Raw genomic sequence first — 26,621 nt, 5'->3', positions numbered from 1 at the left:
AAGAAAGCCGCGCCGAAGAAAGTGCGCGCGCTGATCCTGTCACCAACCCGCGAACTCTCCGCCCAGATCGCCCGAAGCGTCAAGGATTACGGCCGCAGGCTGCACCTGACTTCGACCGTGGTGGTTGGCGGTGTGTCGATCCGTCCGCAGATCAAGGCTCTGGCCGGCGGCATCGATATCCTGATCGCCACCCCGGGCCGGCTGATGGACCTGATCGAACAACGTGCGGTCTCGCTCAACGAGATTGAAGTGGTTGTGCTTGATGAGGCTGACCAGATGCTCGACATCGGCTTCATGCCGGCAATCAAGCGCCTGCTGGCCATGACCCCGCAAAATCGCCAGACGCTGTTGTTCTCGGCAACCATGCCCAAGGAAATCCGTCAGCTTTCCGACCGTCACCTCAAGGACCCGATCGAAGTGTCGGTAATCCCTGCCAAGAAGACCGCCGACCGCGTCGAGCATTCGGTCATGCACATGCAGACGCCTGCCAAGATGGGCGCACTGGCTGGCCTCATTCGTGGCCGCAAAGGCGAACGCGTCATCGTCTTCACCCGCACCAAGCGCGGTGCCGACAAGGCCGTCAAGCGGCTAGAGACCGACGGCATCAACGCCGCCGCCATTCATGGCAACAAGTCGCAGGGCCAGCGCGAACGTGCGCTTGCGGGCTTCCGCGCCGGCACCGTGCCGGTGCTGATCGCCACCGACATTGCCGCCCGTGGCATCGATGTGCCGGGCGTCAGCCTGGTGGTCAATTACGAACTGCCGAATGTGCCGGAAGTCTATGTTCACCGCATTGGCCGTACCGCGCGCGCCGGCGCCGAAGGCACTGCCGTGACCTTCTGTGCTCCGGACGAACGCTCGCTGCTGCGCGACATCGAAAAGATGCTGAAAACAGAGATCCCGGTCGAAAAGGCTCCGGAAGGCACCTATGTCGACGCATTGGCTGATCCGGATGGCGATTTTGCTCCGCTCAACCGCACCCAGCGCCCGCGTCAGGGTGCGCGTCCGCAGGGCGCCAAGCCGCAAGGCCAGGGCCGCAAGCCGGGCCAGGGTGGAAAGCCGCAAGGTCAGGGCCGCAAGCCTGCCGACAACCGGCACCGGCCGGCAGCTGTCGCCAACCAGAATGGCGATCAGCCTGCAGCCAAGGCGCGTCGCCGCCGCAGCGACCGTCGTCCGCGGCCGGAGCAGGCCGGCGACAAGGCCGCAGCCCGGGGCTGACAGGCATTTGCATGATGCCTGTCAGGTCTGATTTCAGACCGGCAGACCAGATTTGATTGCCAGACGGCGCAGCGTTTCACGTTGCGCCGTTTGCATGTTGGAAACCCATTCGCCGGTCGGCCATTGTTTCGCGGGCCGGATCGTACTATCTGCGAGACATGCAAACACACGGAGACTGGCTTATGAGCGACGAAGACGAAAAGACGACAGAACTGCCGCTGGGCAAGGAAGCGGAAGCAAACCTGTTCAAATCGCGTTCGATCTTCATCTATGGCGGGATCACCCAGGAATTGGCGCACAAGGTCTGTGCCCAACTGGCAGCGCTCGCCGCAGCCAGTGATGACGATATCCGTATCTTCGTCAATTCACCGGGCGGCCATGTGGAATCGGGCGATTCGATCCATGACATGATCGGCTTCATCAAGCCCAAGGTCTGGATCATCGGCACCGGCTGGGTCGCCTCCGCCGGCGCACTGATCTATGTGTCGGTGCCCAAGGAGCAGCGGCTTTGCCTGCCCAACACCCGCTTCCTGCTGCATCAGCCATCGGGCGGCACCCGCGGCATGGTCTCCGACATCGAGATCCAGGCACGCGAAATCATCAAGATGAACGAGCGGCTCAACAACATCTTCGCCAAGGCCACCGGCCAGAAGGTGGAGAAGATCGCTGCCGATACGGATCGCGATTACTGGCTCTCGGCAGAGGATGCCAAGGAGTATGGTCTGGTGGGCAAGATCATCACCAACCAGTCCGAGATCTGAACCGGCTTCAGGTTTGGAATGAATGCGGCCCCGCTGGTGAAAACCGGCGGGGTTTTTCGTTTGCTATCTCGCTTTGTGCTTCTTGGCCTGTTTGATCATCTTGCCAAAAGCCTTGTCCTTTGAGCGTCGCTGGGCAAGGCTTGCGGTGTTGTGCTGGTCCTCGGCAACCAGCTTGCGCCATCGCGCCAGCCGCGCCTCGTCAATCGCGCCGCTCTTGAGGGCTGCCTGCACCGCACAGCCGGGTTCGCTGACATGGGTGCAATTGTTGAAGCGGCATTCGAGCGACAGCGCGTCGAGATCGGAGAATACCTCGGCAACGCCGGCTTCGGCTTCGGTGAGTTGCAACTCGCGCACGCCGGGCGTGTCGAGGACGGCGCAGCCATTGGGCAGGATGTGAAGCTGGCGGTGCGAGGTGGTGTGGCGGCCCTTGGCGTCATCCTCGCGGATCGACTGTGTGGCTGCGACCTCGCTGACCGAGAGCGCGTTGGTCAGTGTCGACTTGCCTACACCGGAGGAGCCGAGAAAGGCGATTGTCTGGCCCGGCTTGCACCAGGATGCAAGTTTGGTTTTCGGCTCGTCGCTCTTGGCATTGAGCGTCAGCACCGCGACATCATCGGAAATCGCCTCGGCGTCAGTGACATAGGTGGAGGGATCCTCGCACAGATCGGCCTTTGTCAGCAGGATCACCGGGGTGACACCGGCATCAAAAGCGAGCGCGACGTAGCGTTCCAGCCTTGCGACGTTGAAATCGAGATTGCAGGAGGTGACGATGAAGGCTGTGTCGATATTGGCGGCGATCAGCTGGATGGAACGGTCGTGGCCGGCGGCGCGGCGCTTGATCAGGCTCTTGCGCTCGAGCAACCGGCTGGAACTGGGAAGCTCATGATTGAGCAGCAGCCAGTCACCAACTGTGGCGTCGGCGCGCGGTGGCACCATCGTGTCGATGTCGTCGCCCAATACGCGAAGCCCGCTGCGATGCACCTCGGTGATCCTGACCGGGGGCGTCCCGGTCATCTCGTCGATGCTGATCTGCTGGGCAAAGAAGTTCTGCCAGCCAAGGTTTTGCAGGACCGGTACCGGTGGCTTCGGGATCTCGCCCTTGGCGGTGGATGGCAGGAACGCTGAATAATCACGCGTCATTGAATGTGGCTTTCATGCTCCGGGACCCCAAAAGCTGCATTGGCAGAGATCAGTCGCTATGCGGATACTGCCGTTGAAGGGATGTCATGGGTTCAGTACAGCGTTATAGAATAGCATTCTATGGCATGGGCGTGGAAAAACGATTCTGTTTTGCATCCGCTGCCGCAAAAATGTGAGGCCTCCGCTTGATCCCGACACTTGAAACCGAACGGCTGTTGCTCAGAGCGCAGACCATGGAAGACTGGCCGGCCTATGCCGCTCTGATGATGTCCGAGGATGCCGTCTTCATGGAGGGCCCTCATGCGCTGGGGGACGCCTGGGGGCTGTTCTGCCACGATCTGGCGCAATGGCAACTGCTGGGTGTCGGCGCGCTGATGATCGAAGACCGGGAAACCGGCGCGTGCCTGGGCCAGGTCGGGATCAATCACGGGCCGCTGTTTCCCGAGCATGAACTGGGCTGGCTGGTCTATCCGGCCTGGCAGGGCAAGGGCTATGGCTTTGAAGCGGCCAAGGCGTTGCGCGACTGGGGGTTCAATGTCCGGCGGCTCACAACGATTGTCAGCCACATCGATCCGGACAATCACCGTTCGCGCAGGTTGGCCGAGCGGCTGGGCGCCGAGCTGGAGGTCGACCCGGAGCGCCCGGGGCCGGAGGTTCTGGTGTATCGTCACACGAAGTGATGTCCCACGGCATCCTGCCAGACTTGCCTGAATGAAGGAGACGACCCATGCCGAAAACCATTCTCATCACCGGTTCGACCGATGGCATCGGGCTGGAAACCGCAAAGCTGCTTGTCTCTGCCGGGCATCATGTGCTGCTGCACGGGCGCAATCCGGCCAAGCTTGCTGCGGTTCAAGCCGCGCTAGAAGCGCTGCCGGGTGCCGGGGCAATCGAGAGCTATGTTGCTGATCTCTCGCGCATGGCCGAGGTGGAGAGGCTTGCTCAGGAGGTTTCCGAAGCTCACCCGCGCCTTGATGTGTTGATCAACAATGCCGGGATCTTCAAGGTCGCTGATGCCACCACGCCCGAAGGCTTTGATGTGCGGTTCGCGGTCAACACAATTGCTCCCTATCTGCTGACCACGAAACTTCTGCCGTTGATGAGCCCGGACGGGCGGGTGGTGAACCTGTCGTCGGCGGCGCAGGCGCCGGTGGACCTCAAAGCCCTTCAAGGCCAGCGAAAGCTTCCAGCGATGGACGCCTATGCGCAAAGCAAACTGGCGCTGACCATGTGGTCGCGGCATATGGCTGAGGAGCTCAAGGATAAGGGACCGGTGATCATTGCCATCAACCCGGGCTCGATGCTTGGCAGCAAGATGGTCAAGGAAGGCTTCGGCGTTGCTGGTGGCGATCTGGCCATTGGCGCGAGCATCCTTGTCCGTGCGGCGCTGGATGCGGAGTTTGCTCCGGCTTCCGGGCGCTATTTTGACAATGACAACGACCGCTTTGCGTCGCCGCATCCTGACGGGCTGGACGATGGCAAGTGCGCGGAAGTGGTGCGCGTCATTGAAAGCCTGATCAAGGCCTAACTGCAGCACCCGTGCCAGGAATCGAAATGCCCCCGCCGGTCTGACCCGCGGGGGCATTTTTGGCTTATGTTACCGGTTCACGGCGTTTGCGCCGCAACCCATTGCCTGATTACGAAAAATCCAGCGCGCGGTCGCCGTTTTCGTCCTTGATGCGGGTCGGCAGGCCGTTGTGGTTGAGGATGTTGAGGAACGGTTTCGGATCGAGTTCCTCGACATTGGCCATCTTTTTCACATCCCACTGCCCGCTGGCGACCAGCATGGCGGCGGCGACGGGGGGCACGCCGGCGGTGTAGGAGATCCCTTGGCTGCCCACTTCATTGTAGGCGTCCTTGTGGTCGGCGACGTTGTAGATGAAGACTTCGCGTTCCTTGCCGTCCTTGGTGCCTTTGACAAAATCGCCGATGCAGGTCTTGCCGGTGTAGTCTGGCGCCAGCGACGCCGGATCTGGCAGGCAGGCCTTGACCACTTTCAGCGGCACCACTTCGGAGCCGTCAGCCAGCGTGACCGGCTGTTCCGACAGCAGGCCGATGGATTTGAGCACGGTGAAGACGTTGATGTAGTGATCGCCGAAGCCCATCCAGAAGCGCACATCGGCGCCGTCCATGTTTTTCGCCAGCGAGTGGACTTCGTCATGGCCGCAAAGATAGGCCTTCGACGGGCCGACAACCGGCAGGTCGTAGGTCTTGCCGATCTCGAACATCTTGTTGGTCTGCCACTCGCCGCCCTGCCAGGAATAGACCACGCCGGTAAATTCGCGGAAATTGATTTCCGGGTCGAAATTGGTGGCGAAATACTTGCCGTGGCTGCCGGCATTGATGTCGACGATGTCGACATCGGTGACGGTGTCGAAATAGTCGTTTTTGGCCAGCGCCGCATAGGCGTTGACGACGCCCGGATCGAAGCCGGCGCCCAAGATGACGGTGACGCCTTTCTCGGCGGCTTCGTCGGCGTGCTTCCATTCGTAATTGCCGTACCAGGGCGGGGTTTCACAGATCTTGCCCGGCTCTTCATGGATGGCGGTGTCGATATAGGCGGTGCCGGTGTCGAGGCAGGCGCGCATCACCGACATGTTCAAGAACGCGGTACCGACATTGATGACGATTTGCGAGTTGGTCGATTTGATCAGCGCCTTGGTGGCCTCGATGTCCATGGCGTCAAGCGCATGGCCGGCGAGCACGCCAGGCTGCTTCATGGCGTTCTTCTCGCCGATGGAGGCGATGATGGCGTCGCATTTTTCCCTGGTGCGTGAGGCGATGTTGATGTCGCCGAGCACATCGTTGTTCTGGGCGCATTTGTGGGCGACAACCTGGGCGACGCCGCCGGCGCCGATGATGAGGACATTCTTCTTCATGATGGGGGACTAACTCCTTACGTCCAATCGTCAGATGCCTTACGAGAGGCTGTGTTCGAAATCCGCGTAATCAAACTCGCGGACCGTTCTGATGCTGCCATCCAGCTCGCGGATGGCGATTGACGGCATTTGCACGCCGTTAAACCAGTTTTTCTTGACCATAGTGTAACCGGCGGCGTCCTGGACCGAAATCCGGTCGCCGATGGCAAGCTTGGCCGGGAAATTGAACTCGCCGAAGATATCGCCGGCCAGGCAGGATTTGCCGCAGATCATGTAGCGGTGATCGCCGCTGTTGGGTTTGATCTTGGCGGTTTCGCGGTAGATCAAGAGATCCAGCATATGGGCCTCGATCGAGCTATCGACAATGGCGAGGTTCTTGCCATTGAACAGCGTGTCGAGCACGGTGACTTCCAGCGTCGTCGACTTGGTGATCGAGGCTTCGCCGGGCTCGAGATAGACCTGCACGCCATACTCGCCGGCAAAGCGCTTGAGCCGTTCGGCGAATTGCTCGAGCGGATAATCTTCGCCGGTGAAATGGATGCCGCCGCCGAGGCTGACCCATTCGGCCTTTTTCAACAGCGGTCCGAATTTACTCTCGATATTGCCGAGCATCTGGTCAAACAGCGCGAAATCGCTGTTTTCGCAATTGTTGTGAATCATGAAGCCGGAGATCATCTCCATGACCGGCTCGACCTGCTTGAGATCCCATTCGCCCAGCCGCGAAAACGGCCGCGCCGGATCGGCCAGATCAAACGTGGAGGAGCTGACGCCGGGATTGAGCCGTAAACCGCGGGTTATGCCGTCGGCATGGCCTGCGAAGCGGGTGAGCTGGCCGATCGAATTGAAGATGATCTTGTCGGCGTGGGAGACGACTTCGTCGATCTCGTGATCGGCATAAGCCACCGAATAAGCGTGGGTTTCCTTGCCGAACCTCTCGCGGCCGAGCCGCACCTCGTTGAGTGACGACGAGGTGGTGCCGTCCATATAATCTGCCATGAAATCAAACACGCCCCAGGTGGCAAAGCATTTGAGCGCCAGCAGCGCCTTGGCACCGGAGAGTTCGCGCAAGTGCGCGATCTTTTCCATGTTGATCAAGAGCTTCGACTTGTCGATCAGATAATAGGGGGTCTGGATCACGGTCTCATCCATCATGGTCATGGGGCATCCCGGTCATGGGGGGAGGGGCGGTGTGGCGCATGCAAGCGGTGGGGTCGAACGCGGACCCGGCCCTGCCGGGGGATCATGCGTGAGGGGGAATTAGGGAAATCGGCTGTCATAGGCAAGGGCTGATGCGGGGTTTTGGTGAGAAAGAGGGGCCTTTCTTGATCCTCACCCACGCCAAATCCCCCGTGCGCGAAATTCTCGCCGGCGGGTTTGTCGCATTCAAGTCCGGAGGGCCGCACGCGGGCTTTGCCTTACGGAATGAGTTTGGTTTGGGTGGCGAAAGCCACGCGCACGGCCCGAGTATCGCCGGATGATGTCCGCATCCGACAGGCGGCACCTTGCAGCACACGGAGCCGGCTTATCCACCTGCCCCTCTTCGGGGCTCTCCGCCCGGATTGCTCCGGCCGCGATCAGGACAGACCGCGGGAGTGGTTCTCGAGGGTCCGGCACGGACGCTGACGCGCCGTGATTGGCCGTCATGTCCGCCACAGGCCCGGACCGGATGTTCCGTTTCCTGCCGCACTGCGGCGTCGCGAAAACGGGTACCGGCCCGGTGGCTGGCTTTGCACGGTCGAATTTGACCGCCCGCCAGCGGAACCCCGATGGCCTCCGCCTCCTTTCGCGACCTGCCGCACGTTACCGCAGATCCGCAAAAGGCCTTCCTCCCGCCTGGCCGACCACGTTCGCGGATCCATCCGGCAGCGGGAGCGAGAGAAAGTATGGCACGGGGGAGGGATGTGGGGATGAAAAGGGCGCGGATTTTGGCTAAGGGGTTGGAAGTGTTGGGGGTGGGGTGGGGGATTGTGCACTGTGGTTCCCTCACATTCCGTCATCCCGGACTTCCGATCCGGCATCCAGCAGGCGAGCGTCGGCGAGCCGGAAGAGCAGAACACCGCGTCCAGTGAGGGAGAGTGACTCACCGCGCGGACGCGCGGTGGCTGGGCCCCGGATCAAGTCCGGGGTGACGGGTGGGGGATGCCGATGGACGCGGTCATTGGCGGTAGTTGCGACCATAGGATTTGATGTTCTCGAGAGGGAACCGGATGTATTTTGGAGAGAATGAAGAGCGGAATAGACTGTGATTTCCCGAAGCCGCTGCAATAGCGTTCGATACGGTCGATATAGGCCATTGCGACACCGGGGTTCGCTTTGGCACTGATCCATTCATAGAGCGCCAACACATCCGCACGCGCTTCAGGCGCGAAGATGATGTCGCGCGGTTTCACGCTGAGCTTTTTGTCTTTTGAGCGTGCAGGGCGCGAATATCATCAAAGACGGACCTTGCCGGAATACCGCGCGAGGGGTCGGCAAGCATGGCATCATAGGTTGGCGCAACCTGGTTGCGGAGCCAGTCTTCAACGGCGCGATCCCGTTCCTGCAGGGCGCGCAGCCCCGCCCGAACGACTTCGCTTGCCGAAGCGTAGTCTCCAGAGCTGACTTTTTGATCGATGAAGTTTGCATGCTCATCGGGTAGGCTGATCGTTCGCTTGTCCATGATTGATCCTTTTGGAACAGGATATCACGGGGTATGACTAATTCATACCGGGTTTCCGACGGTCGCGGCGTCCGATCTCCCCCCTTGCGATGGGGTCCCAAGGACGGGGCAGAGGGGGTATTGATCCGGGTCCGGTGTTTGTGGCGTCACCCCCTCTGTCACCTACGGCGACATCTCCCCCGCAAGGGGGGAGATTGAGGGCTTGCTGAAAGCCCGCAAATATCTATATCGTGTGTCGTGCAACACTCAAAGAGGCGCCATGTCCATTGCCAGCATGACAGACGCCAAGGCCGGGGTCGCGGCGTTGGTTGACCAGGCGGCTTCGGGCGAATTCATCACCATTACCTGGCATAGGAATTGGCCGCTGTTCTGTTTAGCGTCAAAGATGCCGAGACGGCGCAGAAAGCGATGACAAAGCCGCAAACCAATTTTGGCGAGTTTCTGATGTTGTTTCCCGGCGGGATAGAGCTTGGATCCGCCACCTCACGCATTCAGGATGCTGATGCTTGATCATTGGAGAAATGACCCGAACTGGAGGCGCTCTGGTAAAACTTTTTTTCTTGCAGTGACCACAGTGGACTCTGCTGGATCGGTGTTGTTGAAAGCCTCGCACACGTTAGCTAGTACAGTGTCCGATTCGGAAAACAGGGATAAAGCCAAATGGCCCAAATGAGGGTAGAGCAGTCAAGTGCGATGGTCGCGGAGCCTGATATGCTGGGCCACCCTTCCAATAGGGCATCGGAGAACAAATTGGACGTCTATTTTTCCGCTGACATTGAAACAGACGGACCGATACCCGGACCCTATTCAATTTTGTCATTCGCATTGGTCTACGCTGGATCGTATGATGGCAAGCATTTTAGGCGGCCAAAAAACTATGAGCAGAGCTTTTATCGAGAGTTAAAGCCGATTTCTCCGAATTATGAAAAGGAAGCTCTTGCGGTCAACGGGCTTGATCGAGTGTCACTTATTAAAAGTGGCATGATTCCCGAACAGGCGATGGAGGAGGCTAGGGAATGGGTTTTGAACATCGCTGGCCATGGCAATCCTGTATTTGTTGCCTACCCCTTGAGCTTTGATTGGTCATGGATTTATTGGTATTTCGTTCGGTTTTCAAAACACGGGTCTCCGTTTGGGCATTCCAGATGTTTTGATATTAAGACTGCGGTCTCGGTGAAGACTGGTTTTCCGATCACAGATTCTGGTCGGTCTAAGCTTCCGAAACAGCTGGTTCCCGCCGGAGTACATACGCACCACGCGCTTGATGATGCTATTGAGCAGGCAGAGATTTTTGCAAATGTCTTTGAATGGGAGGCTTGAATTTGGAATACCTTTCAGCTCGGAAAACGAAGACCGAATCTCGCATAGCGCAGCTTAAAAACGAATTGGAAAATGCCGCAGCTAAATTGGGAAGCAAAGCCTGTGTTTATGCAACTGGGTCATTTGGTCGTCTTGAAGCGGGTAGTAAAAGTGATTTGGATCTCTTTATTGTTAGTAAAATAGCAGAGGTTGATGGAGCGGTGACAAGCCAGCTTAGGCATTTGGATGCTATTTTGGTTAAGGCTGATCTTATAAGCGCTATTCGAAAATTGGGGATTCCAGATTTTGACGCAGATGGAAAGTATTTAGATCACTATTCAGTGAAGCAGTTTACTGACTCAATTGGCTCTCCCGATGATGATGCGAATAATACTCTGACGGGTCGTTTATTGTTATTTCTCGAAAGCCGACCATTGCTTGGCGAGGAGGCCTATAGTGACATTATTGATGATGTGATTGCATCATACTGGCGTGATTATGAAGATCACGCAGAAAAGTTCATGCCTGCCTATTTGGCAAATGACATTCTTCGTTTGTGGCGAACATTTTGCGTCAATTATGAAGCTAGAACTGTTCGAGATCCTATCGATAAAAAGATTGAAGGTAAGATTAAGAACTATAAATTGAAGCATAGCCGTATGCTCACTTGTTATTCTGCGCTTTTGTATCTCCTTGGAGTTTTTATTTTGGAGGGTACGGTAACTCCTGGCCGTGCAAAAGAAATGACGCAGCTTACTCCAACGGGTCGGTTGAGATGGTTACTGGATCAGAATGATTTTGCCGAAGTTCATTCAACTGTAAATATGCTTCTGGATAAATATGCCGAGTTTTTGAAAAGAACGGATCAACCAAAGGCCAAATTGATTGCGGAGTTCGAAGAAAACAGCGCAAGATGGATGACGGAGTCTTATGAGTTCGGGGATCTTATGTTTGACGCGCTGTCTAAGCTTGGTGGAAGCAACAGATTTTACCGCCTGATCGTTGTTTGATATAGTTTAGGCAGTCATTCATTCCTATTTGATTGAGCCCTTGCCATCCCGCCCCGCCGCAGCTATCTTTTCCGCATGAACCTGACCACGCGCCCAGATCCAGCGTCACCAGCCCGCTTCGCAGCGGCGGCGGTTTCGTGTGCGCGTCTTGGTGGCCTACTTCTCGCACTTAGCGGCGATCGTCGGGCTCGTTGAGGAGCGTCCGGCGGTCGAACCCGCTGGCGACGCTGCTCCTCTCGCGACTTTACATTTTTTCCTGAATGCAACATGACGGCCCAGAGTGCCTGTTGACGCCGCGTTTGACGCGACGCCGGGCGCGGGGGCCAGGAAACGAGAGACGATCATGACCGCACACACTTCATCCGGACCAAAGGGCATGCCGACGGCATCGCAGAAATACCACGCCTATCCGCTGATCGATCTTGCCGACCGGACCTGGCCGTCCAAGCGGATCGAGAAAGCACCGATCTGGTGCTCGGTGGATTTGCGCGACGGCAACCAGTCACTGATCAACCCGATGGGGCATGACCGCAAGGCGCGGATGTTCCAGTTGCTGCTCGACATGGGCTTCAAGGAAATCGAGATCGGGTTTCCGTCCGCCTCGCAGACGGATTTTGATTTTGCCCGCTGGTGCGTGGAAGAGGGGGGTGTTCCGCAAGATGTGTCGCTGCAGGTGCTGGTGCAGTGCCGGCCGGAGCTGATCACCCGGACATTCGAGGCGCTCGAGGGCGCGCACCGTCCGATCGTGCATTTTTACAATTCGACATCGGAATTGCAGCGCCGGGTGGTGTTTGACAAGGATGTGGCGGGCATCAAGCAGATTGCCGTCGATGCGGCGAAGATGGTCAAGGAGATGGCGGAGAAGGCCGGCGGTGATTTCCGGTTTGAATATTCGCCGGAAAGTTTCACCGGCACCGAGCTGGAAGTGGCGCTGGAAATCTCCAATGCGGTGATCGACATCATTCAGCCCACGCCCGACAACAAGCTGATCCTCAACCTGCCGTCGACGGTGGAGATGGCGACGCCGAACATCTATGCCGACCAGATCGAGTGGATGTGCCGCAACATCACCAACCGCGAAAACGTGCTGGTGTCGCTGCATCCGCACAATGACCGCGGCACCGGCATTGCCGCCACCGAACTGGGGCTGATGGCGGGCGCCGACCGGGTCGAGGGCACGCTGTTCGGCAATGGCGAGCGCACCGGCAATGTCGATGTGGTGGCCTTGGCGCTGAACATGTTCACCCAAGGGGTCGATCCCGAGCTTGATTGCTCGGATATCGAGCGGATCAAGGATGTGTTTGAATATTCAAACGAAATGAAGATCCCCGAGCGGCATCCTTACGTCGGCGAGCTGGTCTATACGGCGTTTTCGGGCTCGCACCAGGATGCGATCAACAAGGGCATCAAGGCGATCCGCCAGGCCAACAAGCCGGAATGGGAAGTGCCCTATCTGCCGATCGATCCGAACGATGTCGGGCGTTCCTACGAGGCGATCATCCGGATCAACTCGCAATCGGGCAAGGGCGGCATCGCCTATATCCTGAAGGAGGATTACGGGCTGGATCTGCCCCGCGCGCTGCAGGTGGAATTCCGCGAGGAAATCCAGCGCATCACCGATGAAGAGGGTGTCGAGCTGCCGCCGAAGCGGATCTATGAAAGCTTCATGGAGCTCTATGTCAGCCAGCCCGGCGCGCGGCTGGGCTTTGTCGATCATCACACCCACACCGACCCCGCCAACAAGGGCGTGCGGGTGGTGTCGGCCGAGATCACCGACAAGGGCGAGACCAAGCGCATCGAGGGCCGCGGTACCGGGCCGATCGACGGCTTTGTCAACGCGCTGACGGCCTATCTCGGCATCGAGCTGACGGTGGCGAATTATTCCGAGCACTCGATGCAGCACGGCTCCAATGCGGCGGCGATCTGCTACATGCAGATGGAAACGCCCTCGGGCAAGCTTTATGGCGCCGGCGTCAACACCAATATCGTCGCGGCATCGCTGGAAGCGGTGGTGTCGGCGGCCAATAGGGTGCTGGCCGCGCAACAAGGCTGAGACATAATGATTTGACCGCCGCGCTTGAAAGAGTGCGGCGGTCTGGTTTTGAAATGCGGGGAGGAGAGCGCCGTGAGCGGACTTCATATGGAATTTTCAGGACCCGAGAGCAGCATACCGCTGGTGTTGCTGCACGGGTTTGGCGGCGACGGCTCGGTCTGGGGTGCGGTGAAGGCGGGGCTGCCCAAGAGCCTGCGGGTGATCACCATCGATCTGCCCGGCCATGGCGGATCGCTTGAATCCGAAGGCCGCGGCGGCGCCGGGCGGATGGCCAAGGCGATTCTCGCCGGGCTCGACGGGGCAGGGGTGGAGGAGTTCCATCTGGCCGGACATTCGATGGGTGGCGCGGTGGCGGCGCTGATCGCCATGCGCGCCGGACCCCGCGTCAAGTCCCTGACGCTGGTGGCGCCCGGCGGAATGTCCAGGGACATCAATGCCGGACTGCTGCAGCGCTATGCGCGCGCCGCCACCGAGGCCGAGATCCGCGCCTGCCTTGGCGAGATGGCGGCGCCGGGCTTTACCGCCCCGCAATCGGTGGTCGACGGCTTCATTGCCGCGCGGGCCCGGCCGGGCGCGCTGGAGGCGATTTCGCAAACCTACCAGGCGATGTTCCCCGATGGTCCGGCTGAAGGCCAGGGCGTGCTGCCTGGTGATGCGCTGGCCGCGCTGGAAATGCCGGTGGCGGTGATCTGGGGAGCCGAGGACACCGTGCTGCCGTGCCCGAAGCCACAAGCCCTGCCGGTGTCGTTCGCGTTCAGCGTGCTGCCGGGACTGGGGCACATGCTGCCCGAGGAAGCGCCTGACGCGGTGATCCGGGTGCTCGAGCACGCGGTTTCTGCCAAGGCCTGAGGCGAGGCGGCCAGGCCAGAGGGGCCGGAGCGCGGATCTTTACCACGTCGGCAATCAGGCTCCGCCGCATTGTCGCCATCAATAGCGGTCTGTGCTAAGAAGTTGTTAACCAATTCTGCCCGGAACCGCGCCATGACCGACCAATCCAAGACATACACGACCGACCGCCGTCTGGCGGATATCGTGCGTGAAGTCAAAATCGCCGCCGCCGACCGCACCGACGTCGTGGTCGACATTCGCGATGCGGATCGCGCCCGGCTCGAACTTCTGGCCCAGGAACTCCAGCCGTTGATTGATGACATCGATCCGGCCGATGACCGGTTCGATTTCGGCATCTCGCCGGGTCTGCAGCCGCGGCTGTGGATCGATTCGGTGGCGCATGTGCATATGGGCCATGACCGCCGGGTGTTCCGCTTTGTCCGTGACACACGGCTTGGCCGGCTGGTGATTTCCGATACCAGCGACATGACCCGCACCGCCGATGCGGTCGGCCGCTACATTGCTGAACGGGTGATCGAGCGGGAACGGATTCTGGCCGGCGATTTCGAAACCATGAAGGCGGCCGTTGCGTCGAACCCGACAACGGAAGACGAGGCCGACCTGATGCGCGCCGATGAAGCCGGCGCCGGCGATGTGGCCGATGATGCGGTTGCGTCAGGTGCAGTTGCATCCCCGGACAATTGGGCACGGCCGTCCGAAGCGGGTGCCGACACTGCCGGGGACACGAAGGCTGCCGCCGACACGACGGCTCAGGCGGTTGCGGCCATGCCCGGGTCTGACGTACAGACTCCGCGAAAATCCTCGCGCGGCGCCGGGTTCGTGCTCGGTGCTTCCTGGTTCATTCTCGGTTGTGTTGCCGGTTCGGCAGCGCTGGTGGTGGCGTTCTGGGACAGGCTGTCGGCGATGATCAACTGATCCTTGCCTCAGAGCCGATCAGTCCTTCTTCAACTTCAGCAAAACCGGGGCCATTGCCCGACAGCCGCATGCGGCGGTGAACAAGCCGCCAGTTGCCCGGTTCGCCCTCAATATCGAACAGGTTGAAGCCTGCAGGCGGGCGATTGCCGCCGGGGCCATGGCTGGCCGAGGCTATCCCCACCACCGGCACTTCGCCATCGCGGCCTTGCAAATGGTGCAGCGTGTCGAGATGGGTATGGCCATGCAGCACCAGTTCCGCGCCATGCTGTCTGAGCATCTTGCCAAAGCGGCCAATGCCGCGCAGCCGCTTGGTCCATTGCGCCGCGCCGCGCACCGGCGGGTGATGAATCATGACCACGCGAAACAGCCCTTCCGCATTTGCGCTGTCGAGCAATTTGCCGGCGGCGCGGGCCTGTTTGCGGCTCAGATCACCGGTTGCGATAAACGGCAGCGTGGCATTGGCCGAGGAAATGCCGATCAGCGCAACCGGTCCGCGTTTGCGGTAACTGGGAAACAAGGCTGCGTCCGGCGGTGCGTCCGGCTCGACGCTGTCGGATTTTAGCCAGGGCATCCAGGCTGTCTTGGCGCGCGCCAGCGCACCCGGAACATAAGCGTCGTGATTGCCCGGCACCAGCGTGGCATTTTCGGGATCGAAACCGGTCTCGAGCCAGAGCCGCACCACTTCGATTTCAGTATTGGTGGCCAGGTTGACCAGATCGCCGGTGATGGCGACATGATCGGGCGCGGCCTCGTGCACCGCGGCGACCAGATTCTCCAGCGTGTCGCCAAAAAGCTGCTTGCGGCGGTTGCGCTGCCAGTTCACATAACCGGTAATGCGCTTGGACGCGAGTTCGGCCAGCGACATTTTCGGCAAGGGACCAAGATGAACATCGGAAATATGGGCCAATCGAAACATGGTTCAAGCAATAGCGATCCGCAGTCCGGACCGCAACCGGGCGCCTTGCCGGATGACGGCTTTGGCGGTCGTCCGCCGGAACTGCGGTCGTTGCGCGCGCGGCTGGTCACCCGTGTCATCCATGTCTGGTTTGTGCTGACGCGGTCGATGACGCTGGGCGTGCGGGCTGCGTGTTATGACGCCGAAGGCCGGGTGTTTCTGGTGCGCCATTCCTATGTGCCCGGCTGGCACATGCCCGGCGGCGGTGTCGAGCGGGGCGAAACCATGGGCCAGGCGCTGATCAAGGAATTGCGGGAGGAAGGAAATCTGGTGCTTGCCGGCGAGGCCGAATTGTTCGCGGTTTATTTCAACCGCCGCACCAGCCGCCGCGATCATGTCGCGTTTTACCGCTGCACCGTTGAGCAGACCGCGCCGAAGCGTGCCGATCGCGAGATTCTTGAGGCCGGGTTCTTCGCGCTTGACGCGTTGCCGGAAGGGGTGACCGGGGCAACCAGGCGGCGGCTTGCGGAGCTTTCCGGAGAAGCGCAGATCAGCGAAGAATGGTGACCGGGACCCACCGCGGCCGCAGACGGATCCCGGTCGCGGCAACGGATGGAAACACCCCTGATCGGGCTTGAGTTTTCAGTGTGCGCTTGAATGCGAGCCATTCCGGCTTATCTCTGACCAATTGCGCATATGGATCGTGCCCCGGTTTTGCTGCGTTCAGTGCAGGTCCAGCCGGACTGTCCTCCTTGACAAGAAGTAGATCATGGCCCCGATTCTTTCCGTTGAAAATCTGTCAAAACAATATGATAGCGGCTTTCAGGCGCTGAAGAATGTCAATCTCGATATCAATGAAGGCGAGATTCTGGCGCTGCTCGGTCCCAACGGGGCGGGCAAGACCACGCTGATCTCGATCATTTGCGGACTGGTCAATGCCAGTTCCGGGTCGGTCAAGGTCGGCGGCTTCGATGTCGTCGCTGATTACCGCCAGACCCGCTCGCTGATCGGACTGGTGCCTCAGGAAATAGCCCTGGAGCCGTTCCAGACGGTTTACGATGCGCTGCGCTTCACCCGTGGTCTGTTTGGCAAGAAGAACGATCCGGCGCTGCTGCAGAGCATTCTTGAAAAGCTGTCGTTGTGGGACAAGAAAGACGCCAAGACGATGGAATTGTCTGGCGGCATGAAACGCCGGGTGCTGATTGCCAAGGCTTTGTGCCACGAGCCGCGGGTGCTGTTTCTCGACGAGCCGACCGCCGGGGTCGATGTCGAGCTGCGCAAGGAGATGTGGCAGGTGGTGCAGCAGCTCAAGGATGACGGCGTCACCATCATCCTGACCACGCACTACATCGACGAGGCGGAAGCCATCGCGGACCGGATCGGTGTTATCCGCAACGGTGAGTTGCTGCTGGTCGAGAAAAAGGAAACGCTGATGCAGCGCATGGGACAGCGGCAGATGCGGATCGAACTGATGACGCCGCTGGATGCGGTACCCGAGGCACTCGCCCGTTACAATCTCGATTACAGCGCGGATGAGCGGACGCTGACCTATTCCTATGAGGCCAATGGCGAACGAACCGGCATTGCCTCGCTGTTTGCGGACCTGAGCAAGACAGGCATCGTCCTGCGGGACGTGGAAACGCGGCAAAGTTCACTGGAAGATATTTTCGTCGGGCTGGTTGAGGAGAAGTCATGAATTTTCAGGCAGTCAGATCGATCTATTCATTCGAGATGGCGCGGTTCTTCCGCACCCTGTCGCAGAGCCTGATCTCGCCGGTGCTGTCGACCTCGCTCTATTTCATTGTCTTTGGCGCGGCCATCGGCTCGCGTATTCAGGAGATAGACGGCACCACCTACGGCGCCTTCATCGTGCCGGGGCTGATCATGCTCTCGGTGCTGACCCAGAGCATTTCCAATGCGTCGTTCGGGATCTATTTTCCGAAATTTCTCGGGTCGATCTACGAGTTGCACACGGCGCCGGTTTCGTTTTTCGAAATCGTGCTCGGCTATGTTGGTGCTGCGGCGACCAAATCAGCCCTGATCGGGCTGGTGATCCTGGCGACGGCGGAGTTCTTCGTCGATTTCCAGATCCTGCATCCCGTTGCCATGCTGGCGTTTCTGGTGCTGACCTGCGTCTCGTTCAGCCTGTTCGGCTTCATCATCGGGATCTGGTCGAAGAATTTCGAGCAGTTGCAGATGGTGCCGCTGCTGGTGATCACGCCGCTGGTGTTTCTGGGCGGCAGTTTCTATTCGATCTCGATGCTGCCGCCGTTCTGGCAGACGGTCACCATGTTCAATCCGGTGGTCTACCTGATTTCCGGTTTCAGGTGGAGCTTCTTCGGCACGTCCGACATCAATATCGGCCTCAGCCTGATGATGATCGCGGTGTTCATGTTCGTCTGTCTCGGGATCATCGGATGGACCTTCAAGACCGGCTACAAGATCAAGACCTGATCCGCAGACCGGCTGCCAATGCAAGAGGCGCTCTCGAAATTCGGGAGCGCCTTTTTGTTTCAATTGTCAGGGGCAGCAATGGAGCGCCCCCACGCTTGCCGGTCAGGCGGCTTTGCCCAGCCGCTCGCGGCCATGCGGTGATTGCAGGTCAAGTTCCGGGCCGACGGGAACAACCCCGGTGGGGTTGATGCTTGCGTGGCTGCGATAGTAATGGCCCTTGATGTGATCCATGTTCACCGTTTCGGCCACTCCGGGCATCTGGTAAAGCTCGCGCAGATAGCCCGACAGCGCGGGATAATCGACAATGCGGCGGATGTTGCACTTGAAATGTCCGACATAGACCGGATCGAACCGCACCAGCGTGGTGAACAGCCGCCAGTCGGCTTCGGTCAGCGCGTCGCCGGTCAGGTAGCGGTTGCGGGTCAGCCGCTCTTCGACGGTGTCGAGGGCGTCGAACAGTTCGCCGACATGTTCTTCATAGGCTGCCTGGGTTGTGGCAAAGCCCGACTTGTAAACGCCGTTGTTGATCTTGTGGTAGACCAGCTCGTTGATCTCGTCGATTTCCTGGCGCAGGGCGGGCGGATAGTAGTCCGGCCCCGGCCGGGCGATGGCGCCGAAGCCGGAATTGAACATGCGAATGATTTCCGAGGATTCATTGGAGACAATGGTGTTGTTCTTCTTGTCCCACAGCACCGGCACGGTGACGCGGCCGGAATAATCGGGCATCGCCGCGACATAGACCTGCCAGAGATATTTGGCGCCGCCCAGATGATCGCGCGTGCCGCCGTCGCGGTCATGAAACTCCCAGCCGTTCTCGCCCATATAGGGATCGACAACCGACACCGATATGGCGTCCTCCAGGCCCTTGAGCTTGCGGAAGATCAGCGTGCGATGCGCCCAGGGACACGCGAGCGAGACATAGAGGTGATAGCGGCCGGCTTCAGCCGCGAAGCCGCCTTCGCCGGTTGGACCCGGCTCGCCATCCGGGGTTACCCAGTTGCGAAACGCCGACTCCGACCGTTTGAAATGGCCGCCCGTGGATTTGGTGTCGTACCAGACGTCTTTCCAGACGCCGTCAACCAGCATTCCCATGATCGTTCTCCTTTGACACCAGACATAAGACGGAAAAACAAAAAAGCGAAGGCAATGGGGGTGAACGGTGCGTTTTGCATTGGACGACAGCGGCAAGCTTTGCTAATGGCGAGAGACAAGAAGGAAAATACGGATGCCGGCCAAGGCCTTGCGACGACGCTGAACAGACTGCCAACGCGCCTTATGCGCGCGCCTCATCATGTCTTGTCGTCTTATCCGGAAAATTCTCCATGCTCATCCAGGATCTTGTCTTTCTCACCGAAGACGCGTCTCATGACGCAGCTATCATGCATATCAATGAAGAAGCCTTCGGGCCCGGTCGCTTCGTGCGCGCCGCCGAGCGGGTGCGCGAACAGGGGCCGCATGACCTGCGGCTCTCCTTTGTCGCGGCGGATCGGGGCGAAACCATCGCCTCCGTGCGGATGACGCCGATTTTTGCCGGCGCTTGCGCGGGGCATCTGCTCGGGCCGCTTGCGGTGCGGCCCTCGCACAAGAACCGCGGGATCGGCCGGGAACTGGTTCGCATCGCGCTGGCGGCGGCGGAGAATGCCGGCAGCCAGGCGGTTCTGCTGGTGGGCGACCCTCCCTATTATTCGCCGCTGGGGTTTGCCCGGACCAGACCCGGCGCGCTGACCATGCCCGGACCGTTCGATCCGCACCGGCTGCTGGCGGCCTGTTTCGGTGATGTCGATGCGATGGCGCTTGAAGGCGAAATCCATCACCGCGACAGGAAGTTCTGACGCGCGATCGTCGCTGAACCGGTTGGCGATCCCCGAATGCAGGCCATCATCCGCCGAATGCCGGAACTGATGTGTTTGTGGTGTGCAGCCATGAGGGTGAACATCCGCGTGTCGCGGACAGCAACAGGAAACAATCGGCAACGCTGCTGGCGGCGGATGGGCACTGGTTTGCTGGATGAACCGGGGTGGTTCAGCAACCGTGGCGCGCGGCGAAGATTGAACACTGGTTGTCGTTTCTGGAGGTATCTTGTTGCAATGCAGCAAGAGAGGCACTAGATAAAGGCATATGAGTTATCTGGGCACACAAGCCAACGACCTGTCTGCTTCTCCCATTCCATACGCCAAAATCTGCGTCATCGGCGCGGGTTCCTGGGGAACCGCATTGGCCTCGGTGGCGCGACGCGCCGGCCGCGAGACCGTGATCTGGGGACGGGACCAAGCGACAGTCGAGGCAATCAACACCCGCCGTGAAAATCCGAAATACCTTCCGGGTATTGAGCTTCCGGACGGGATCCATGCAACCACGGACATGGCCGAGGCGCTGAAAGGTGCGGAGGCGGTGCTGCTGGTCACCCCGTCACGAACCTTGCGCGAGGTCTGCCTGCAGATGCGCCCGCACCTGGAAAAAGCGGTCCCCATCGCGCTGTGCGCCAAGGGAATCGAAGCCGGGACGGGATATCTGCTGAGCGAAGTGGCGTCCCAGATTCTGGGCGGCCACCAGATCGGCGCGCTGTCGGGGCCGACCTTTGCCACGGAAACCGCGCTCGGTCATCTGACCGCGGCGACCGTCGCCTTTCAGTTTTCCTATTCCGACCGGCTTGATACCGGGTCCAGTCCGGCAACCCGGCTGGCGCTGTCGCTCGGCTCCGAGTTCTTCCGGCCCTACATTACCGATGATCTGGTCGGCGTTGAAGTCAGCGGCGCGATCAAGAACGTGATTGCCATTGCCTGCGGCATGATCACCGGTGCCGGCTATGCCGAAAACACCCGGGCAGCGCTGATCGTGCGCGGCATGGACGAGATGAAGACGCTGGCCGACGGGCTTGGCGGCCGCCGCGAGACTGTCACCGGCCTGGCCGGTGCGGGCGATCTGATCCTGACCTGCTCGTCGCAGACATCGCGCAACATGTCGCTGGGTGTCCAGCTCGGGAAAGGCATTCCGCGGGAGCATTGTTTTGACGGCAAGCCGGTGGTTGTCGAGGGCGAGGTGAATTCGATCTCGGTGATGGACCTTGCCCGCCGGATGAACATCAAGCTGCCGATATGCGAGAGTGTGCACCGGATCCTGCACCAGGGCGCGGATGTGCGGGAAACCTTCGGCGATGTCTGGTCGCAGCCGATCGAAGGCGAGCGCCGGGGCCTCGCCATATCCATAGATCACCCCGTCGCCATGGCAGCAGAGGCAATCCAATGACTGTAAAGACGACAGACCTCAGCGGACTGAATGCGCGGCGATTTGTGCTGGCGACCGATCTGGATGGCACCTTTCTGGGCGGCAGCGACGAGGATCGAAGCCGTTTGTACGGCTGGATCGAAGCCAACCGCGACAGCGTCGGCCTGATCTTTGTCACCGGGCGCGATCCCAAATTCATCGGTGAGCTTTGCCGCGAGCGCGGCGTGCCCTGGCCGGATTATGCCGTGGGCGATGTCGGCACCACAATCGCCACGGTCTCGCCGGAAACCGGCGTGGCTCCGATCGAGCACCTCGAAACCGAAATCTCGGCGCGCTGGGGCAATGCCGGCGATACGGTGCGGGCAAGGCTTGACGGCTATCCCGGCCTGACACTGCAGCCGACCGATTTCCGCTATCGGGTCAGCTATGATATTGATCCCGATATCTTTGACGGGTCTGCGTGGGACGTTGTCCTTGGGATGGGGTTTCAGCCGCTGATCTCGGACAACAGGTTTTTCGATGTCCTGCCTGATGGCGTCAGCAAGGGGCCGTCGCTGCGACGGCTTGTGGACTATCTGGCAATCAAGCCCGAACGCGTGCTTTGCGCAGGCGATACGCTCAACGATCTGTCGATGCTGGAATGCGGGCTTCCAGCCGTCGCCGTGGGCAATTCGGAACAAGAATTGGTCAAGCGCGTTGCTCACCTTGAGCACCTGCATATGGCGCAAGCTCATGGTGCGGCAGGCATTCTGGAGGCAATCCGTGCCTTCGAAATGCACGACCTACCGGAAGGATACTGATACATGGCCAGCGATCTCGTCATCGTCTACCACCGCCAACCTTATGAAGAGGTTGAAGAAAACGGCAAGATCGTTTTCAGGGAAAACAAAAGCCCCAACGGGATCGTGCCGACCCTGAAGGGGTTTTTCGGCCGTGTGGACAAAGGTGCCTGGATCGCCTGGAAGCTGGCTGACGATGCCGCCAACCCGGACTTCGAACGGGTCATCGAGATCGAGGACAGCTACGGCAAATACTCGGTCACGCGTCTGCCGCTGACGCCCGACCAGGTGTCGAGCTTCTATCACATCACTTCAAAGGAAGCGTTCTGGCCGATCCTGCATTCGTTCAAGGAACGCTACAATTACGACCCGGTCGACTGGCCGACATTCAGGGAAGTGAACTGGGCCTTTGCCGAAGCCGCGGCTGCGGAAGCCGCACCTGGTGCTGTGGTCTGGGTGCATGACTACAATTTGTGGCTGGTGCCGGGGTATCTGCGCAAGCTGCGCCCGGATGTGCAGATTTCCTTCTTCCATCACACCCCGTTCCCGGCCGCGGACATGTTCAACGTGCTGCCGTGGCGGCGCGAAATCGTCGACAGCCTGCTTGCCTGCGACGTGGTCGGCTTTCACATCCCGCGCTACGCGGTGAACTTCGTCCATGTGGCGCAAAGCCTTCTGGAAGTTGGCAATGTTGTTCGCAAGGACGTGAACCCGGATTTCATCTGGGAAGGCACGGCGCTGTCTGACCGGCGGGTGCCGGAATCGGTTCAGTATCAGGGACGCACGATCAAGATTTCCAGCGCGCCGGTGGGCATTGACTGGGACTATATTCAGGAACGCGCCGTCTGCGAGGAAACCCGCGACAGCGCCATCGCCATCCGGTCGGAGCTGGGCGATTGCAAGCTGATCCTGTCGGTCGGGCGCACCGATTACACCAAGGGCGGGGTGCAGCAGCTGGAAAGCTATGAACGCCTGTTGCAGGCGCACCCGGAACTGCATGGCAATGTGCGGTTGATGCATGTGTCCGTCGGCGCCAACCGCAGCATGGCGGCGTACGAGGAAATCCAGGGCGAGATCGAACAGGTTGCGGGCCGGATCAATGGTACATTCGGCTCGTTCGAATGGCAGCCGGTGGCGCTGATCTCGACCGCGATTCCGTTCAAGGACCTGATCGCCTATTATCAGCTGGCCGATGTCTGCTGGATCACGCCGCTGGCCGACGGCATGAACCTGGTCTGCAAGGAATATGCCGCGGCCCGCGTCGATGGCGACGGGGTGCTGGTGTTGTCCGAATTCGCCGGCGCTGCTGTCGAACTTTCTTCGGCTGTCATCACCAATCCGTTTTCGCACCGGTCGATGGACACCGGTATCGAACAGGCTCTGGCCATGCCGGAAGAAGAACGGCGGCAGCGCATGACGATGTTGCGCAACACGGTCAAGCGCTATGGCATCAAGGCCTGGGCAGAAGACCAGATGAGCTATTTTTCATCCGTGGAAGCTCTGTCCAAGGCAAGCTGATCCAATACATGTCGCGCGAAAACGTCTAGCGGTTTTGCGACAATGACATGCCGCAACAATGAGTGGACGCGCGTCAGCTGAGCCCATTTGAGTGCGACGCGTTAACGTCCCTCGCGGAACCAGGTTGCGCCCAGAGCCAGGATCATCAGGGCCAGCCCCAGCAAACCGCCGAACAATGGCAGGGAGCGCACGCCCTTGAGTACGCTTTCATTGCTGGCGCGCAAGCCCATGCGGCTGCCGGCGTTGACCGAGGCGGCGCGTGTCGGCAGGATCTGCGGCAGGTTGGATGCGGCGGCGTTGATGCGTGTGGTCAGTCCGCCGCTCTGCGCCGAGAGCGGCCCGATAATGCCGGTAGTGGACACGGTGGCGCGGAACTCGGGCGCGTCAACAGCGCCGACATGGGCCAGCGCCCTGAGATCGCCCGAGGTGACTTCCACCAGCCCGGGCTCGTCAAGTGTCAGTTCCGATCTGAACAGGCCCTCTCCCGCGGGCGTCAACTCGATGTCGCGGGTTTCGCCCGACGGCAGCTTGATCGTCGCGGGACCGGTGGTTTCACTCATGCTCTGGCGTTCGACCACCAGTGTCCTGCCATTGGCGATCGCCCGCAGTGCCTCTTCCTCAAGGGAGGGTTCCTTCATCAGCCAATGGGCGATGCGCCGGTAGAGGGCGACATGCGGACCGCCGCCTTCAAAGCCGCGCGCCCACAGCCAGCCATGATCGGAAAGCAGCATCGCCACCCGGCCATCGCCGTAGCGGTTGAGCACCAGCAGCGGCGCGCCATCGGTGCCGCGCATGACCGTGTCGCCGATCGTGTCGTGTACGCCGACAGTGCGGAACCATCGGCCCCATGCCGGTGGTTCGCTCGAGCCGCCGGGAAGCGCGCGCGTCACCGGATGGCGTTTTCCATCCTCGGAGAGGCGCGGATAGTAGCCGGCATTGGCGACATCGCCGGTCGGCATTGCCGGAAGCGCAGGCGCCAGCGGTGTTTCGGCGATGGACTGGATACCGGCAAATTCCGGACCGGCGGCGATCAGCAGCGCACCGCCATCTTCGACATAGCGGGCGATGTAATCGTAATAAAGCACCGGCAGCACGCCGCGGTTCTGGTAGCGGTCGAAAATGATCAGGTCGAACTCGTCGATCTTTTCGATGAACAATTCGCGGGTCGGAAAGGCGATCAGCGAGAGCTCGGAAATCGGCGTTCCGTCCTGTTTTTCCGGTGGACGCAGAATGGTGAAATGCACCAGATCCACCGAAGCGTCGGATTTGAGCAGGTTGCGCCAGGCGCGCTCACCGGCGTGCGGCGCGCCGGAGACCAGCAACACACGCAGATTTTCGCGGATGCCTTCGATCAGGGTCACGGCCTGGTTGTTGGCGGTGGTGACTTCACCATCCAGCTCATCGACGTGGAACTCGACGATGTTCTCGCCGCCGCGCGGCAGTTTCAGATAGAAAGAGGATTCCTCGCCGGGTATGGCGGTTTCGTTGACAACCCGCGCGCCATTGATCCGCACGGTCACCGACACAGGGCCGGAGGCGGCCGCGCCATCCTCGCTGACGCGATAGACGATCTCCTGATCCTCGCCGACGATGCCGAAACGGGGGCTGCGCACCACGTCAACGCGCCGGTCGATCTCATCCTCTTCGCCGACAATCAGCCCGTGCAGCGGCGCATCAAGACCAAGTGCCGACAAGGAGCCGGGCACATCGTGCACCTGGCCATCGGTGATCATCACCGCACCCGCCAAACGCGAACTCGGGACATCGCGAACGCCCGACGCCAGCGCCTCGAACAGCTTTGTGGAGGGCGATTGCGCATCCGGATCGGTTACCGCCTCGATGATCCGGGTTTCGAAGGCCGGGTAGCGCGCGAGGCGCTCGGTGAGCGCTTTCAGGGCCGCATCGGTGCGCGCGGTGCGGTCGGGGGTCATCTGGCTCGGGCTTCGGTCGACGACGATGGCGACCACGCTGGTCACCGGTTCACGGTCTTCGAAATTGGCAACCGGATTTGCCAGCGCCAGCACAAGTGCTGCCAGCGCCAGCGCGCGAAGTGCTGCGCCGCGCATGCGCTTGGCGAATGCCCATCCGACAAGCAGGATCGCGACAACCGCGATCACGAGGATCAATGGCAGTGGCAGGAACGGGTCGAAGGCGAGACTCATGTCATTGTCCCAAGCGTTCGAGCAGCGCGGGGATGTGCACCTGATCGGCCTTGTAGTTGCCGGTCAGCATGTACATGACGATGTTGACCCCGGCGCGGAAGGCGTATTCGCGCTGCCATGGATCGGCCGGGACGGTCGAAAACATAGGAAATCCCTGATCATCCACGGCCCAGGCGGCGGCCATGTCGTTGCCGGTAATGAGAATCGAGGACACGCCATCGCCCGATCTGGCCGGCCGCTCGGCCGGATTGTCGGACTGGGGCGTTGCCTCCACCCACAAGGGTCCGTCGGAATAGCGGCCAGGAAATGTGTCGAGCAAAAAGAATGATTTGGTCAGCACATGATCGGCCGGGACCGGTTCAAGCGGAGGAATGTCGAGACTGGCGAGGATTTGCTGCAACCGGAGCGTCAGCTGGCTTGATCCGCCGCCGAGATCAACGATCCGGTCGCGGGTGTCGAACAGAACCGTTCCGCCGTTTTTCATGTAGGCGTCAATCCGGCTGATGGCTGCCGGGGAGGGAAGCTCGGCGGTGTCGCTCATCGGCCAGTAAATCAGCGGATACAGCCCAAGCTGGTCGGTTTCGATATCGACGCCGATGGCGTTGCCCGGTTCGAGTGCGGTTCGCATGCTCAGATAGGTCGACAGGCTGTCGAGCCCGGATTGGCTGGTGGTGTCGGCTTGCTCATCGCCGGTAATGACATAGGCCAGATGGGTCTGATCGAGGCTTGCAAGCAGATCGGCGTCTCCGGGCTGCGCGTCCTGGGCGCGCGCAGAACCGGGCGAAGCCAGATAGGCCAGCGAGAC

26 protein-coding genes are annotated in these 26,621 nt (G+C 60.2%); 17 read left to right on the top strand and 9 right to left on the bottom strand.

What is annotated here, in order from left to right:
- Nucleotides 1–1,218: DEAD/DEAH box helicase (locus ABJN75_RS20275; protein WP_348441415.1), on the top strand; the 1,218-nt coding region annotated here is incomplete at its 5' end.
- A gap of 182 nt (nt 1,219–1,400) precedes the next feature.
- On the top strand, nt 1,401–1,979 hold the full coding sequence (locus ABJN75_RS20270; protein WP_348441414.1) for an ATP-dependent Clp protease proteolytic subunit: 579 nt from the start codon (nt 1,401–1,403) through the stop codon (nt 1,977–1,979).
- A gap of 63 nt (nt 1,980–2,042) precedes the next feature.
- On the opposite strand, the gene rsgA is transcribed toward ABJN75_RS20270, so the two are convergent.
- Nucleotides 2,043–3,119 (bottom strand): ribosome small subunit-dependent GTPase A, encoded by a 1,077-nt coding sequence (gene rsgA, locus ABJN75_RS20265; RefSeq protein ID WP_348441413.1) that lies wholly within the window; start codon nt 3,117–3,119, stop codon nt 2,043–2,045.
- 185 nt (nt 3,120–3,304) lie between these two features.
- On the opposite strand from rsgA, the gene ABJN75_RS20260 reads away from it, so the two are divergent.
- Both ABJN75_RS20260 and ABJN75_RS20255 read left to right on the top strand, forming a co-directional pair.
- Nucleotides 3,305–3,799 (top strand): GNAT family N-acetyltransferase, encoded by a 495-nt coding sequence (locus ABJN75_RS20260; RefSeq protein WP_348441412.1) that lies wholly within the window; start codon nt 3,305–3,307, stop codon nt 3,797–3,799.
- Between the two features lie 47 nt (nt 3,800–3,846).
- Entirely contained in the window at nt 3,847–4,647 is an 801-nt protein-coding gene (locus ABJN75_RS20255; RefSeq protein WP_348441411.1) for an SDR family NAD(P)-dependent oxidoreductase, read from the top strand.
- Between the two features lie 109 nt (nt 4,648–4,756).
- Here ABJN75_RS20255 and ABJN75_RS20250 read toward each other — a convergent pair whose 3' ends face one another.
- The 4 genes from ABJN75_RS20250 to ABJN75_RS20235 all read right to left on the bottom strand — a co-directional run bounded on the left by ABJN75_RS20250 (nt 4,757) and on the right by ABJN75_RS20235 (nt 8,657).
- A complete protein-coding gene (locus tag ABJN75_RS20250; RefSeq protein ID WP_348441410.1) occupies nt 4,757–5,998 on the bottom strand; it encodes a saccharopine dehydrogenase family protein in 1,242 nt (413 codons plus the stop codon).
- A gap of 39 nt (nt 5,999–6,037) precedes the next feature.
- A complete protein-coding gene (locus tag ABJN75_RS20245) occupies nt 6,038–7,135 on the bottom strand; it encodes a carboxynorspermidine decarboxylase (RefSeq protein ID WP_348441416.1) in 1,098 nt (365 codons plus the stop codon).
- Nucleotides 7,136–8,112: 977 nt separating this feature from the next.
- Nucleotides 8,113–8,388, bottom strand: a complete 276-nt coding sequence (locus tag ABJN75_RS20240; RefSeq protein ID WP_348441409.1) for a hypothetical protein — start codon at nt 8,386–8,388, stop codon at nt 8,113–8,115.
- Nucleotides 8,385–8,657 (bottom strand): type II toxin-antitoxin system ParD family antitoxin, encoded by a 273-nt coding sequence (locus tag ABJN75_RS20235; protein WP_348441408.1) that lies wholly within the window; start codon nt 8,655–8,657, stop codon nt 8,385–8,387. The genes ABJN75_RS20240 and ABJN75_RS20235 overlap by 4 nt, the downstream gene beginning before the upstream one ends.
- A 357-nt stretch (nt 8,658–9,014) precedes the next feature.
- Between ABJN75_RS20235 and ABJN75_RS20230 the strand changes: the two genes are divergently transcribed.
- The 6 genes from ABJN75_RS20230 to ABJN75_RS20205 all read left to right on the top strand — a co-directional run bounded on the left by ABJN75_RS20230 (nt 9,015) and on the right by ABJN75_RS20205 (nt 14,783).
- Nucleotides 9,015–9,167, top strand: a complete 153-nt coding sequence (locus tag ABJN75_RS20230; protein ID WP_348441407.1) for a hypothetical protein — start codon at nt 9,015–9,017, stop codon at nt 9,165–9,167.
- Between the two features lie 240 nt (nt 9,168–9,407).
- Nucleotides 9,408–9,977 carry a 3'-5' exoribonuclease gene (locus ABJN75_RS20225; RefSeq protein WP_348441406.1) on the top strand — a complete coding sequence of 190 codons (570 nt, stop codon included), beginning with the start codon at nt 9,408–9,410 and terminating at the stop codon, nt 9,975–9,977.
- Nucleotides 9,978–9,979: 2 nt separating this feature from the next.
- The gene (locus ABJN75_RS20220; protein ID WP_348441405.1) at nt 9,980–10,966 is read left to right on the top strand and encodes a nucleotidyltransferase domain-containing protein; all 987 of its coding nucleotides are present in this window, start codon (nt 9,980–9,982) and stop codon (nt 10,964–10,966) included.
- Nucleotides 10,967–11,309: 343 nt separating this feature from the next.
- Nucleotides 11,310–13,019 carry a 2-isopropylmalate synthase gene (leuA, locus tag ABJN75_RS20215; protein WP_348441404.1) on the top strand — a complete coding sequence of 570 codons (1,710 nt, stop codon included), beginning with the start codon at nt 11,310–11,312 and terminating at the stop codon, nt 13,017–13,019.
- Between the two features lie 72 nt (nt 13,020–13,091).
- Nucleotides 13,092–13,868, top strand: a complete 777-nt coding sequence (locus tag ABJN75_RS20210; protein ID WP_348441403.1) for an alpha/beta fold hydrolase — start codon at nt 13,092–13,094, stop codon at nt 13,866–13,868.
- 132 nt (nt 13,869–14,000) lie between these two features.
- Nucleotides 14,001–14,783 (top strand): hypothetical protein, encoded by a 783-nt coding sequence (locus tag ABJN75_RS20205; RefSeq protein WP_348441402.1) that lies wholly within the window; start codon nt 14,001–14,003, stop codon nt 14,781–14,783.
- Here ABJN75_RS20205 and ABJN75_RS20200 read toward each other — a convergent pair.
- Nucleotides 14,776–15,699: a metallophosphoesterase gene (locus ABJN75_RS20200; RefSeq protein WP_348441401.1), complete on the bottom strand. Its 924-nt coding sequence runs from the start codon at nt 15,697–15,699 to the stop codon at nt 14,776–14,778. The genes ABJN75_RS20205 and ABJN75_RS20200 overlap by 8 nt on opposite strands.
- On the opposite strand from ABJN75_RS20200, the gene ABJN75_RS20195 reads away from it, so the two are divergent.
- The 3 genes from ABJN75_RS20195 to ABJN75_RS20185 all read left to right on the top strand — a co-directional run bounded on the left by ABJN75_RS20195 (nt 15,667) and on the right by ABJN75_RS20185 (nt 18,132).
- Nucleotides 15,667–16,245 carry an NUDIX domain-containing protein gene (locus ABJN75_RS20195; RefSeq protein ID WP_348441400.1) on the top strand — a complete coding sequence of 193 codons (579 nt, stop codon included), beginning with the start codon at nt 15,667–15,669 and terminating at the stop codon, nt 16,243–16,245. The genes ABJN75_RS20200 and ABJN75_RS20195 overlap by 33 nt on opposite strands.
- Before the next feature lie 202 nt (nt 16,246–16,447).
- Nucleotides 16,448–17,374, top strand: a complete 927-nt coding sequence (locus tag ABJN75_RS20190; RefSeq protein ID WP_348441399.1) for an ABC transporter ATP-binding protein — start codon at nt 16,448–16,450, stop codon at nt 17,372–17,374.
- The gene (locus ABJN75_RS20185) at nt 17,371–18,132 is read left to right on the top strand and encodes an ABC transporter permease (RefSeq protein WP_348441398.1); all 762 of its coding nucleotides are present in this window, start codon (nt 17,371–17,373) and stop codon (nt 18,130–18,132) included. Before ABJN75_RS20190 ends, ABJN75_RS20185 begins: the two co-directional genes overlap by 4 nt.
- Before the next feature lie 102 nt (nt 18,133–18,234).
- On the opposite strand, the gene ABJN75_RS20180 is transcribed toward ABJN75_RS20185, so the two are convergent.
- Entirely contained in the window at nt 18,235–19,224 is a 990-nt protein-coding gene (locus ABJN75_RS20180; RefSeq protein ID WP_348441397.1) for a glutathione S-transferase family protein, read from the bottom strand.
- A 230-nt stretch (nt 19,225–19,454) separates the two neighbouring features.
- Between ABJN75_RS20180 and ABJN75_RS20175 the strand changes: the two genes are divergently transcribed.
- The 4 genes from ABJN75_RS20175 to ggpS all read left to right on the top strand — a co-directional run bounded on the left by ABJN75_RS20175 (nt 19,455) and on the right by ggpS (nt 23,654).
- Nucleotides 19,455–19,964: an N-acetyltransferase gene (locus ABJN75_RS20175; RefSeq protein WP_348441395.1), complete on the top strand. Its 510-nt coding sequence runs from the start codon at nt 19,455–19,457 to the stop codon at nt 19,962–19,964.
- A 286-nt stretch (nt 19,965–20,250) separates the two neighbouring features.
- Complete coding sequence (locus ABJN75_RS20170; protein WP_348441393.1) at nt 20,251–21,378, top strand: NAD(P)H-dependent glycerol-3-phosphate dehydrogenase; 1,128 nt, start codon at nt 20,251–20,253, stop codon at nt 21,376–21,378.
- Entirely contained in the window at nt 21,375–22,157 is a 783-nt protein-coding gene (locus ABJN75_RS20165) for an HAD family hydrolase (RefSeq protein ID WP_348441392.1), read from the top strand. Before ABJN75_RS20170 ends, ABJN75_RS20165 begins: the two co-directional genes overlap by 4 nt.
- A 3-nt stretch (nt 22,158–22,160) precedes the next feature.
- On the top strand, nt 22,161–23,654 hold the full coding sequence (gene ggpS / locus ABJN75_RS20160) for a glucosylglycerol-phosphate synthase (protein ID WP_348441391.1): 1,494 nt from the start codon (nt 22,161–22,163) through the stop codon (nt 23,652–23,654).
- Between the two features lie 101 nt (nt 23,655–23,755).
- Here ggpS and ABJN75_RS20155 read toward each other — a convergent pair whose 3' ends face one another.
- Both ABJN75_RS20155 and ABJN75_RS20150 read right to left on the bottom strand, forming a co-directional pair.
- A complete protein-coding gene (locus ABJN75_RS20155) occupies nt 23,756–25,816 on the bottom strand; it encodes a hypothetical protein (protein ID WP_348441390.1) in 2,061 nt (686 codons plus the stop codon).
- A gap of 1 nt (nt 25,817) precedes the next feature.
- Nucleotides 25,818–26,621, bottom strand: an 804-nt coding sequence (locus ABJN75_RS20150) for a DUF4159 domain-containing protein (RefSeq protein WP_348441389.1), incomplete at its 5' end; no start/stop codon positions are given.

Origin of the sequence: Hoeflea sp., assembly GCF_039975035.1 — a bacterium.
Classification (GTDB): Bacteria; Pseudomonadota; Alphaproteobacteria; order Rhizobiales; family Rhizobiaceae; genus Hoeflea.
Note: the sequence above shows the minus strand (reverse complement) of the source record. Positions and strands in the feature narration are given on the sequence as shown.